The organism is Paenibacillus sp. R14(2021) (assembly GCF_019431355.1).
Taxonomy (GTDB): Bacteria; Bacillota; Bacilli; order Paenibacillales; family Paenibacillaceae; genus Paenibacillus_Z.
Window position 1 is genome coordinate 2,378,126 of the sequence record NZ_CP080269.1, and the last position, 12,249, is coordinate 2,390,374.

General features: G+C 54.0%; 8 protein-coding genes. All 8 read right to left on the reverse strand.

Features of this window, described 5'->3' with window-relative positions; genetic code table 11:
• Positions 1 to 10: 10 nt before the first annotated feature.
• Genes KXU80_RS11280 through KXU80_RS11315 form a run of 8 tightly spaced genes read right to left on the reverse strand, consistent with a single transcriptional unit; the run spans position 11 to position 12,246 of the window.
• On the reverse strand, positions 11 to 1,078 hold the full coding sequence (locus KXU80_RS11280) for a Gfo/Idh/MocA family protein (RefSeq protein WP_219838267.1): 1,068 nt from the start codon (positions 1,076 to 1,078) through the stop codon (positions 11 to 13).
• A gap of 46 nt (positions 1,079 to 1,124) precedes the next feature.
• Positions 1,125 to 2,090, reverse strand: a complete 966-nt coding sequence (locus KXU80_RS11285) for a carbohydrate ABC transporter permease (RefSeq protein WP_258171354.1) — start codon at positions 2,088 to 2,090, stop codon at positions 1,125 to 1,127.
• Positions 2,077 to 2,958, reverse strand: coding sequence for a carbohydrate ABC transporter permease (locus KXU80_RS11290; protein ID WP_219838268.1), 882 nt, complete (start codon positions 2,956 to 2,958; stop codon positions 2,077 to 2,079). Before KXU80_RS11290 ends, KXU80_RS11285 begins: the two co-directional genes overlap by 14 nt.
• A gap of 7 nt (positions 2,959 to 2,965) precedes the next feature.
• Entirely contained in the window at positions 2,966 to 5,278 is a 2,313-nt protein-coding gene (locus KXU80_RS11295; RefSeq protein WP_219838269.1) for a DUF5696 domain-containing protein, read from the reverse strand.
• Positions 5,268 to 7,319, reverse strand: coding sequence for a YIP1 family protein (locus KXU80_RS11300; RefSeq protein ID WP_219838270.1), 2,052 nt, complete (start codon positions 7,317 to 7,319; stop codon positions 5,268 to 5,270). The genes KXU80_RS11295 and KXU80_RS11300 overlap by 11 nt, the downstream gene beginning before the upstream one ends.
• Positions 7,320 to 7,339: 20 nt before the next feature.
• A complete protein-coding gene (locus tag KXU80_RS11305) occupies positions 7,340 to 8,221 on the reverse strand; it encodes a carbohydrate ABC transporter permease (RefSeq protein WP_219838271.1) in 882 nt (293 codons plus the stop codon).
• Positions 8,222 to 8,260: 39 nt separating this feature from the next.
• On the reverse strand, positions 8,261 to 9,166 hold the full coding sequence (locus tag KXU80_RS11310) for a carbohydrate ABC transporter permease (RefSeq protein ID WP_219838272.1): 906 nt from the start codon (positions 9,164 to 9,166) through the stop codon (positions 8,261 to 8,263).
• Positions 9,163 to 12,246: an extracellular solute-binding protein gene (locus KXU80_RS11315; RefSeq protein WP_219838273.1), complete on the reverse strand. Its 3,084-nt coding sequence runs from the start codon at positions 12,244 to 12,246 to the stop codon at positions 9,163 to 9,165. The genes KXU80_RS11310 and KXU80_RS11315 overlap by 4 nt, the downstream gene beginning before the upstream one ends.
• Positions 12,247 to 12,249 lie beyond the last annotated feature (3 nt).

Here is a 12,249-nt window from a genome sequence, read left to right on the forward strand (position 1 = left end):
GCGCGTTCCCTTACAGTTTAACTTCGGAGCCGGTGCGGGCGGATTCATAGATTGCAGTTAAGATGTTGATCATATCCACGCCCTGGTCGATCGTGAATATCGGCTTCGCGCGGCCTGTTACGACTTCCACGAAGTGGTACAGGTTCTCGCCGTGTCCGCCGGTATCTTCGCCCAGATGCGGAAACAGATCCGTAACGACGCCGCTTGATTCGCCGTAGATGCCAAGCTTGCCATTGCGGAAATTAAAGCCGGCTTTCGTGCCCCGCAGCTCTACGAAATTAGCCTCTTCGTCGATATTGGAAGCCCAGCTGAATTCGATCTGCAGCGAAGCGCCGTTATCGAACCGGATGAAGCCGATCGCCAAGTCTTCCACGTCGAATATGCCCTCATCCTCCGACTTCTCGCCGAACTTGCTATGCTCCGAGCCCGCAATGTCGTCACTGTCTGCGAATTTCGTGTAGGTTGCGCCCGTCACGGAAACCGGTTTGGGATTGCCCATGAACCAAATTGCCAAGTCGATAAAATGGACGCCGAGATCGATCAGCGGGCCTCCTCCGGACAGCTCTTTCGTCGTAAACCAGCCGCCTTTGCCCGGAATACCCCGCCGGCGGGTCCAGCCGCAGCGGCCCGCATAGGCTTCGCCCATTCCGCCTTCTTCAATCCACTGCTTAATGAACCTGGAAGCGGGGCGGAACCGGTTGTTGCGCATAACCATCAGCACTTTGCCGCTCTTCTCCGCTGCCCGCTGCATTTTGACCGCCTCTTCAGGGCTTACCGCATCCGGCTTCTCGCAGAAGACATGTTTGCCGGCTTCCAGCGCCGCAACCGCGATTTCGGAGTGGAACAGGTTCGGCGTACAAATATCGATAATATCGATGTCTTCCATTTCCAGCACGTCGCGGTAGTCTCTGAACGCCAGCGGGATGCCGTGCTGCTTGGCAGCGGCCTCCGCCTTAGCCAGATCAAGATCGACGATTGCGGCGATTTCAAGCTCGGGATGCGTCTTGAGCGGCTCCGAGTGCGCCCATTGGAAAATTCCTCCGGCGCCGATTACAGCAACTTTCAGTCTCTTTGACATGTTGATTACCACCTTATAGGAGAATTAATGGGTGAGCAGCCTTGGCTTATTCCCCCGTAATACCTGTCTTATCCACAACCTCCGTAAAGCGCTTCTGCGCGAACAGATAGAGGATGAGGAGCGGCAATACAATGAGCAGCGTCCCCGCCATCCGAATGGATTCGTTAATATTCTGCTGTTTCCCGGCCGTCGTAACGGACGAGTACATCCTCGAATAGGTGTCGTTGAAGGTTTTCAGCTTCAGCGGCAGCGTCGTTAAATTCTCGCCCAAATATAGCGAGGTCAAATAGGTCTCATTCCAATGCCACACCATCGAGAACAGAAACACGACGACTAGCGCCGGAGCGGAGATCGGCAATATAATCCGGAAAAACGTGCGGATAAAGCCCGCGCCGTCCATTTGCGCCGCTTCCTCCAGCGATAGCGGAATCGTGCGGAAGAACTGCGTATAAATCAGGATAAACAGCACGCCTTTGATGCCTTGACCCAGTAGAGCCGGCACGATAAAGGGGAGCGAAGAGCCAAGCATGCCGTATTCCTGGAAGAGCAGGAAGAGCGGAATCATGACCACCTGCGTCGGAATGATGAAGGTAATCATCATAAGGCCGAAAATGACCGGCTTGCCCGGAAAACGGAATTTCGCCAAGCCATAGCCTATGATCGCGCAAGAGACGGTCTGGCCGATGGCCGGGAGCGCCGAATTCATGACCGACGTCCAGAACGAAGTCATGAAGTCGAGCACCTTATAGGCTTGAACGAAATTTTGAACATACAGCTTCTGCGGGATCCAGAGCACCGTCGGATCAAGCAAATCCGGCAGGCTCTTGAAGCTCTGGGAGACCAAGTACAAGATCGGATACAGGTAGACGAAGCCGACGCTGATCAACAGGCCGTAGACGAACAGCTTAAAAATAATGCCGTCGTTGCCTTGCCTGCCGAGAAGAATACGTTTGCCGCGGTAGAAGAGACGGATGAGCAGCGCCTTGTTCAGCAGCTGTTTAACGTGTTCCACTAGCTTTCCTCCGTTTCATGGGCACATCATCGACATTTCTGAACATGAGCAGAATGAGCAGCAGCATGACGAAGATGACGCCGAAGTAAATCCAGGACAGAGCCGTTGCATAGCCGAAGCCGGTATCGAGCCGAAACATATTTTCCTTGATCAGCACGATGACGTCGCTGAACGAGTTCGTGAACAAATCGACGGTCGTGTAAATCAAATTTACCGCGATGAACGGCTTGATGGCGGGCAGCGTGATTTTCCAGAAGATGACCCACGGCGATGCTCCGTCGATGGATGCCGCTTCGAACACCTGCTTGTTGACCTTCTGCAGCCCGGCAAGGAAGATCAGAATTTGCACGCCGGAGAACCACAGAATGAGGATCAGCTGCTGGATAAGGCCAATGATCGGCGTCGACCATGCGGGGCTCAGGTTATCCTGTATGATCTGCACGATGCCGTACTTCTCTACGAGCGGTATCGACGTCGCACCTTGGCTGAACAGCTCGTTGACAACCTCGCCGCTCGTAATAACGACAGGCAAGAAGAAGATCGCCCGGAAGAAGCCTTTCATCTTGATCGGCTGATTGATGAGCAGCGCGACAAGCATGGCGAACACGATAATGATCGGGATCATGCCGATAACCGATTTAATGAACAGCAGCAGCTTCTCGACGAACTCCGGATCGGACAAGAAGGCGTATTTGTAATTGTCCCCGTGAATATACTGGGTTTCGATGCCCGTTGAAGTAATCGTGACCCGATTGAAGCTCATGTATAGCGAGAAGTAAATCGGGTACGCCATAAACAAGAGGAAGCCGATGATCCAAGGAAGCACAAGCACGTAGCCGGTTACCGCTTCCCTCATTCGTTTGGACATTTTCAATCTACTCTCCTCCGTTGACCGCGAAGCTTTTCGCTTTGACGATAACGCCGTCCAGCGTGTAGTCGCTTGACGTATAGTTGACGATGATTTGCACACCGTTCGAATACGTCACCCTCACGATGCCGTAAGCCGGAACTTCGCGTGATTCGATCGTCGCATCCTGCACATGCTTCAGCGCTTCGTTCGACATGGCGTAAAGCTCAATCGCCGGCTGTTCCAAATCCGTATACTGCGTGGCGAGCAAGTCCGTCGACGGCGTATCTCTCAGCTTGGAATACGGCTCATGCGTCATCAACACCGAAGGATAGGCGCCGAATTCCACCATGCGGAGCATATCCTCGCGCGGACTGGAATTGAAATTGACGGGACGCGCGTAGTAATCCACGATGCCGTGAAGCAGCACCTGCAGGAATGGAACGGTGTCCGTCTCGTACATGTACTGAGAGGAGCCGAGCGACATGCCGAATATCGCGTTCGTATACTTCCACATGTAATCGTTCGGCATATACATGGCCAAATTACGGTTCAAGCTTCCGGACATCTTCTCTGCGAGCTTGCGGTACTCGCCGGCAGCCTGCTCGCGCGTAAACGCATGCTTGGCATTATAGTCGGAGAACAGGAACTGTCCGATCCCTTCCAGCGCAAGCCCGTCGATCCCTATCTTCCGAAGCTTCTTCGTATCCGCTTCTCCGATTTCGCGCGCTTTGCCGGGGCTGATGAACCGGGTCATGATATCCTCGAAAGCTTCATCCGAACTCCAGCCAAAGAACGGATATTCGACGATCTCGTTGCTGAGTGACCTTACCGCATCCTTGCGGAAGCTGAGCAGATCCGTTCCTTCGAAAGCATTCATGTAATCGTTAGCCAAATAAAGCGGAATGCGTCTGCTGGTCAAGTACTGCTGCAGCTTTTTCAAGCCGCTTTGTCCGCCAAGCTTGGACTCGACCGGGAATTCCGCCGGACGCGTACCGTTCGCTCCGCCGTCCGACCAGCCTTTATACTCGGCCGTCACATGCGTTATGCCTTGGGCTGCAAGCCGGTCGATGATCGTTCGGGCTTGATTGAACGTCGTCATGGCAACTACGCTTGCATGCAGCAGGCCCGGCTCAGTTTCGCCGCCGAACAGCTGGACCTGCAGCGGAATGTCGGAGCCCGGCTTCGTCGTCCGGACCAGCTCGCTTTTATCCTGCAGGTACGAACGGTATGACTTGGCCATACCGACATAGTCGGCCTGATCGCCGCCGAGGAACAGATAACGTACTTGCCGATCGCTCGCGATCGCTTCCTTCTGGAAGGTATTATAGCCGCCCATCGTCTTGCTGGTCGGCTGGAAGTACCCGTAACGAATCGTAAACTTCGGCGATATCCAGTAGAAATCCGTATTCAGGCCGCTTGGATAAGCCGTAATTTCGGCATTATACCTGCCGTCCTCCACGATACCGAGCAGCCCGTTCTGACCGGGCCCATGAACAACCCCGAATACGGGCACAGGCGTTTCTCCCGAATAACTCTCCATATTGTCGGAGGCGATATCCATGCCGTAAATCTTGCCGACATAGGGCTCGTCGAAGCGCGTATGCGCTTTATTGAACCGAATCAATGCGCCGCTCCGGTCTGGAATGAAGAGATAGCCCGGAATATCGGCCTTATGCACGGCACCGAGGAACGGATAAGGCTGGATCGAGGCAAGCTTGCTCTTGCCTTTCTCCCACATGGACGGCTGAGGTACCGAAACGACGAGCGAATCGCCGTCCAGCTTCACCTCAAGTGTCATCCCTGCTTGGATATTGGTCAGGTTCAGCTTGAGGCGCAAGCCTTGGGGAATGGCTTCGACCGCAACCACTTTGCCGCCCAGCGACAAGTAGCTGCCGGTAATGAGCATGTTATTCTCATCGTAATACGTAATGAGCAGCGGGGACTTCACCGCCGTCTTCCAATCCCCATTCAGCCCGCCGGATTCGATATCTGCCTCCTTCGGAGCCGAAGACCATACATAGCCGGTTGCCTTGTTCTTGATCATCATCGCAAGCGTTTTCTCGGACATATAGAGCGCCAGTTTGCCGCCCTCCCCGATCAGCTTGAAATCGGAAGGAATCGGCCGAACGGGAACCGCTGCCGCCTGCTGCTCCGGCATGGTGTAATTATTGGAACGGTAAGGAAAAGTGCCTTCTTTCGGATTAAGAATACTCGCAGCTTCGATAGTCGAAGCCGAAGGCTCAGGCTGTCCCTCTTCGCCGTATACGAACCGGAACATACCGAAAACAGCGAGAAGAGAAGCCGCGATCAGGACTGCCGTCTTCTTGTTATCTGACACGCAAATTCACCTCTTGGTACAGCGAGTAGACGAACTCCCAGACTTGATTGGAAAGACCAAACAGAATAAATGCGACAAACGCCATAATGAGCATGCCGATGATCGTCATGATGATGTTCTTGACGGTGTCCTTGATCTCGTATCCGTGAACTTCTTTGACCATGATGAATATCAGCAGACAGCACCACAGCACGACCAAATTGTTCGCATACGTATACACCACAGACTCCATCAACGTCAATGTCCGCGAAAGCAAGGCGATCGGAATGCCGAACACCAAATAGGGAGATAGTGCGTAGACGGTGCCTTTGTAAATGTTCTTGAAACTGCCCTCGCCGTCATTGATGACGCTGACCAAGTAATTGGAAATCATCCATGCGAACAACGGTATTAGAAAGATCAGCAGCTCCGACAGCAGGTTGATTCGCTTCGGGTCCCCGGACGCGAACAGGAAGTTGGTCGTGTACAGGCTGAAGATGCGGATGCACAGCAGCAGGACCAGCAGGATCGTCGCCGAAAGCACCGAAGCCTTGCCGTTATGCTCCAGCTCGTAATAACCGTCGACGGGATGGCGAAGCATTCGGAACGCGTGCAGGAGCTGCAAGACCAGTCGGCGCTCCTTCAGCGTCTTCATGCGATGCACGATTTGGCGGCCGAAGCCGAATCGCCGGTATGACCAGCGCACTGCGGCAAGAAGCAGGATCAGAATAAAGCCGGTTAATGCCACATCCGCCGCATGCTTCATGATCCACTCTCTGCGGATTTCCCAATAAGCGTTCGAGTATTCCTTCTTGTTCTTGGAGAACTGGAACTCTTCAAATGCCTCCTTGTACTGGCCTTCTTTAAAATAAGCAAGACCGATGCCGGTATGGGCAAGCGAGAAGAGACTGTTCTGCCGCAGCACCTCATGCCAAGGCTCGCGGCTCTCCGCGTATTTGCCGTCGAGGTACAGCGAAAGCGCTTTATGGACAAGCAGCGTAAACGCGGTCGGCTTGAACACTTGAACGTTCGCCCGTTCCCCGCTCAGCACGAACAGCCTGCCATCAGAGCTGACGGCCACGCCGGTTGGCGACTGCAGCAAGCCAAGGCGCTGGTAGCCCGTGTCCTTATAACTGAAAATAAACATGAGCGCTCCGTCCCGGTTATACTCCAGAACCCGGCCGCGAACGGCGTCGACCGCATAGAAATTGCCCATCGCATCTACGGTGATGTCCGAAATTTGATCGAAGGACCACACGTTCGAAAGCAAATTCTTGCCCGCCACGTTTAGCTTCTTGATGGCCTGGCCGTTGATGCCCACGGTACTGGTATAAATAAGCCCTTCGCTGTCTACCGCTACGTTCGTCGGAGAGAGCGGCAGTTCCCGCGTAATCTTGCTTAACTGCTTCTTCGTATAGAAAATCCGCTGCAGCGTTCGGACGATATCGAAGCCTGCACGGTTTCCCCCGAAGTATCCGAGAAAATCCCCTTCGGGGCTCAGCCGCACGAGGCCTTGAACGAGGCCTTCACCGATGATGTAAATGCTGCCGCGTTTATCCGCGATAATCTTCTTCGGCTTAAACGGCGTATCTTTGCCGTACAGCTGCGTCTTCGGCTTGCCGATCGTTTTCTTCAGCGCACCGCTCTTATCGAAGATAAAGACGCTTTGCTTGCCGAAATCCGCAACATAGAGCTCCTTGCTCTCCGACACATAGATGCCGGTGGGCCGCGACAGCTTGCCTTCCCCGACCGTACGCAGATAGTTGCCCCAGGAATCCAGGACGACGATCCTTGCATTTCCCGTATCGGCGATATAGATGTTGTCGTCGCTGTCGACAAACAGATCTTCCGGCCCTTTAAGCTCCGGCTTCGATCCGGCTTTCTCCGAATCTCCCTCGAAAATGCTGTTCCCGTCCATGACGCCGAGCGGCACATAGGCATTCTGCATCATGACGCCATGGCCGTCATCGGTAATCGTAAACGTATTGTAAGGGACATCGGCATACGCGGTGCTGCCGTTCAGCATCAGCGCAATGAGGAGGAGAAATAAAACCCGTTTCATGATTCGCATTGTTCTCCCCCTCACTTCAGCCCGGAATGCGCCATCGTGTCCATGACTTTGCTTTGCATGAAAATGAATATAACGAGATTGGGAATAAACATAAGCAGTGCGGCTGCGGCCGCAAGTCCCTGGCCGGCAATATTGTTTTCCATCGCCGTCGTCGTAGTCAGCGTGCTCATGTAGAAAGCAAAGGTCTTCATCGTTTCCTTATTCATATAGAGCGAGGAAGTCTCCGTATTGTTCCATGCCAATTGAAACGACAGGATCGCGACGGTTGCCAGTGCCGGCAGAATCATCGGCACGACGACTTTACGAAACACGTAATAGTCGTTGGCGCCGTCAAGCCGTGCCGCTTCCAGCAGCGCATCCGGAATTTGATCCACGAACTGCTTGACTAGGAATACGCTGACCGGCAGCGCAAGCATCGGCAGAATATGCCCCAGGAAATTGTCCGTCAGCCCCAGCTTCTGGACAACCAAGTACCGCGGAATCGTCACGGCTGCCGGAACGAACATGAGGGCAATGATATTGACCTCGAAGACGGCCTTCTTCAGCTTGAACTCCTTCTTTGACAAGGCGAAGCCCGTCATGGCGCTGATGGCGATGGATAGAAATACGACAGCCCCTGTTACGATGAGACTGTTGAACAAATATTTGCTCTTCGGAATGACGGTAACGTCCGTCGCTTTGAACAGCATCGTGAAATTCTCGAACGTCGGGTGCTGCACGAGAAACTTCGGCGGATACAGAAACAGCTCATCGATCGGCTTTAGTGCCTGAGAGAAGATGAACACGATCGGTAAGATCATGAAAACGGACAGGGCGCCCAAGAAGGCGAAAAACTTGAGCTGCCCCCAGCTGAAACGGTCAGGGTTAATCTTGTTGCTTTGAAAAGAAGCCATTGCCCAATCTCCTTCTCCCGATGGTATGAATGCCGGCGTTTAGTCTTTGTCACCGAACAATCGCCAGCACAATTTCGAGAAGCCATACACGATAATCAGCAGCACTACGGATACGGCCGAGGCATATCCCATTTCATAACGCAAGAAGCCGTAGTCCTCGATATGATTGATCATCAGCTGCCCGGCATTTTGAGGCGTCGGATTCGCTCCGGACAGCTGAACGCCGATGGCGCCGGCCTGGAACGTACCGACGACGGCCATCACCGCCCCGAACAGCATTTGCGGCTTCATGCTCGGAATGGTAATGTACCACACCTCTTGAAGGCGGTTTTTGATGCCGTCGATATAGCCGGCCTCATACATCTCCGAATTGATGTTCAGGATGCCTGCAAGCATCGCCAGGAAGCCGACGCCCATACTGTTCCACAGCGTGACGACAACCATGATCGGCATCAAGTAATGCGGGGACTGCGTCCATTGAACCGGCTCGTTGATAAAAGCCAGATTCATGAGGAAATGGTTGAGATAACCGGAAGCGTTGCCGCTGAATATCACAAGCCAGATGACGGCCATCGCAACCGCGGCGGTCAGTGACGGCGAATAAATCGCCAGCGTCAGAAGGGTACGCGATTTGCGCGGAATCTGCGCGAGCAGCCAGGCGAGCCAGAAGGACAGGGCGTAGCCGCCCGGACCGACCAGCAGCGCGAACTTGAACGTATTGGGCAGGATGTACATCATAAACGCGTTATCCTGCGTTATTAAATTGACGAAATTCTCGAAGCCGATAAATCGCGGTGCCTGGATGGTATTGAAGTAGGTAAAGGACAGCCCGATTGCGGCAGCGACCGGAATGATGATAAACAGTGCGAATATGATGAGAAACGGACTGATGAATGCATACGCGCTCAGCTCATTTTTGATAGCTTTGACCGTCGCCGGTTTCACTGCCGATCACCTTCCTTGACCAAGCGCTGCACATCCGGAACCGGAAGGATCTTGACGGCTTTGCCATCCTTCATGTAGCCGAAATCCGTAAGCTGCTTTTTAATTTCGCGGTTGCTGTTAATGACCGCATCCTCAAGCGCGCGCCTTGCGTTGTACCCGTCGAAGACAATCTTATTCCACGCGTCGCTGATCTCGCGTTCGACCATGTAATCGCCCAAGTAACGCGGCACGTCCCATAGCCATTTCCACTGTTCCTTGATGACCTCGATATCTTCCTTCGGCCATGACAGCTGCTCGAAGGCCGCCAGGTTCGCCGTATTCCACTTGTAGGTTGGACCGTAGATGGACTCCATGTCGTTGCCGAAGCGGACCTGCGTCTCCATCGACGTCCACCATTGCAGAAACGCCCAGGCCTGCTCCTTCTTCTTGCTGGACTTGAAAATAATTCCCGTCGCCCCGGTCCCCGGAGCAGAGCGAACGACTTCGCCTTCTTTGTTCTTCACGCCCGGATACGGCGCGATCTTCCACCAGCCGGCCAGCTCGGGCGCCGCGGCCGTCAGCTGCACGTAAGTCGGGAAATCCGCGATGCCGATCGGCAAGCTGCCGTCTCGGAATTGATTGTAGAAGCTCGGCACCTGCATCGGTACGCTGTAAACCGTGAACAGATCGGTCATTTGCTTGAATCCGGCAAGCGACTCATCGGTGTCGAGCTCCGTGCGCAGACCGTCATCCGAATACAGCTTGCCGCCGTTTTGGTTAATAAACGGAATCGTGTACGTGTACGGTTTGAACCCGCCCGTAGCAGATAGCGGACTGTAGAAATTCATCCCGAACCGCTGCAGCTCCGGCAGGATCGCTTTGACCTCTTCCATGGTGTCCGGCACCGGAATGTTCAGCCCATCCAGGATATCCTTCCGGTAGAACAGCACCCAGAAGTTCTGCGTCTCCGGCAAAGCGTATACTTTATTGTCAAACATAACGGAGGCAAACGCCCCCGGCGAAAATTGTTTATGAACGTCCTCGTAGCCTTCAAACTGGTTCATATCCGCCAGCGCCCCGCGCGCGGCCAGTCTGAATGGGATATAGTTGCTCACGCCGAGCGCAGCATCAGGCGATCTCCCGGCAGCCGCGGCAAGGTTCAGCTTCTGTTCATCCGGCATCAGCGACAGCGCTACTTTGATGCCGGTCTTCTTCGTAAACTCCTGATTAGCCAGCTGCTGCATCAGCGACACGTTCTGACGCGAGCGGTTTACCCAAATCTGCAACGTATCTTCGTCGTCTGATGCCGCGACCTTCGAGTAATCCTTCGTGAAGGATTGGAAGAAGAGCTGGACGTTTTCCATCAACGAACGGAAGAAGCCGGTCTTCGTTCCAGGCAGCTTGCTGTCCGCATACACATAGAACCGGTCGATCTGCAGCGGCTGGTTCGGCAGCTTCGCATTTACAACGCCAAGCATTTGCAGCACGGAGCCGGAGCCTTCCGACAGCCGGTTGTATTGGTAGGGAATTTTCTCCGGCGATGCCGCCAAGCGTTCCAGAATTTCCGCGGAGACGACCATGTTGGCCGCCTCGTCCGGTTTCTTGCCCGAGAGCGCTTTCAGCAAATCGTATTGCTTCCTTAGAGCGGCTGCGTAGCCTTTGAGCTGATCGGCCAGATTCGGCATCTGCCCCTCAACATCCCAATCGCGGTTCGCATCCATGGTATTGCCTGTCGCCATCTTGATTTCAAGGGTCAGCGTATTGATATCCCACATGATGCTGCGGATGGTTTGCACGACCGATCCGTACGGCGCCGGGCTCGCCGCAAGCGTAATGGTGTGCTGCCCTTGACCGAGCGCAAATTGAAACGGCTTCCCGTCTTGGCTGGAAAATACTTCATTTCGCCAGTCGCTGGTATAGGTGAACGGATAGCTTTGCACTTCCGCGAACGGCACTTTGCCGTCGATCAACAACGTGCGAAATACCGGCATATTCGTTTTCTTGTTCTGCAAATACTTATAGGCCAGCTGATAGCTGCCGGTTTGCTCCACCTGCACTTGCCAGGTAACGCGCTGGCCTCCCAGCTGCCACGCCTGTTCATTGGCAGCGCTTTCGCCGCCTAACGTATTCAGGGTGATCTTACCCAGCCGGTGCGGCTGTACCGTCGTATCCCCGCTTGGAATCGCACGGATGGATGGCTCTGATTTGGCGAGCGGATGCTCGGCTTCAACGGTGATTAACGCGCGTTCCGCCTGCGGAACGTCATTGGATCTCCGATACTGCTCGTATGACGGCAGCGCTTCGGGAGCACGGATCGCAATTCTCCCGATCAGCGCGGATTCTCTCACATGGATGAGCTTGATGCTGTTTGCACCTTGCTTGAGATGCAAACGTAACGGCTCGGCGGTAAAATAACTGGCATCCAACAGCGGCATCGATTGCCATGCTTTGATTTGCTTCTGGGAGGACGGCAGTTCATTGCCAAGCGCATCTTGCGCAAATGTTGCGGTTTCATCCGTCCAAAGCTTAGGCAGCACGAAACGCCTTGCTTCAAAAAACGGATACTTGCCATTGACTTGAATGGCCCGCTCGATCGGAATAATCTTATCGGATAAGGAGTAATAATCGACCTGCATGGTATAAAGACCGTCCTGAGGCGCATTCACGTTCAGATCGATCGACGGAATGCTGTCATCCCAAGAAAATACCGGTTCGTCATATCCCTTGGAATCAGAAGCAAGCTTAGTCTTTCCGCCCGGAACCGAGAAGTCTGCGGGATGGATAATGATCTCCGTCCCTATTGCATCCTTGATTCCGTCTGCATGCCATTGACCCAGCACGTCGGAGTAGGAATCTTCCACTACCCGTTTAATCGGCGTATCCGTTTCCTCGCTTTGTTCCTCTTCCCCCTGTGCGGGCGTTGACATGCCGTCCGTGGTTTTGGTTGGGTCTCCGAATAGGCTGTCAAGAATATCGTCGGTGTCGCTCCCCTTATCCACGGGCGCCCCATCTGCAGCATCGGCGCGGCTTGCCTGCATCGCAGGCACAATTGTCAAAAGCAGCATGATCGTCAACATTGTTAGAAATGCTTTGCGCTTCATACT

What these genes read in the sequence shown, in the direction of transcription:
- KXU80_RS11280 (WP_219838267.1), bottom strand. Translation starts at nt 1,078, where the DNA reads ATGTCAAAGAGACTGAAAGTTGCTGTAATCGGCGCCGGAGGAATTTTC.
- KXU80_RS11290 (WP_219838268.1), bottom strand. Translation starts at nt 2,958, where the DNA reads ATGTCCAAACGAATGAGGGAAGCGGTAACCGGCTACGTGCTTGTGCTT.
- KXU80_RS11300 (WP_219838270.1), bottom strand. Translation starts at nt 7,319, where the DNA reads ATGAAACGGGTTTTATTTCTCCTCCTCATTGCGCTGATGCTGAACGGC.
- KXU80_RS11305 (WP_219838271.1), bottom strand. Translation starts at nt 8,221, where the DNA reads ATGGCTTCTTTTCAAAGCAACAAGATTAACCCTGACCGTTTCAGCTGG.
- KXU80_RS11315 (WP_219838273.1), bottom strand. Translation starts at nt 12,246, where the DNA reads ATGAAGCGCAAAGCATTTCTAACAATGTTGACGATCATGCTGCTTTTG.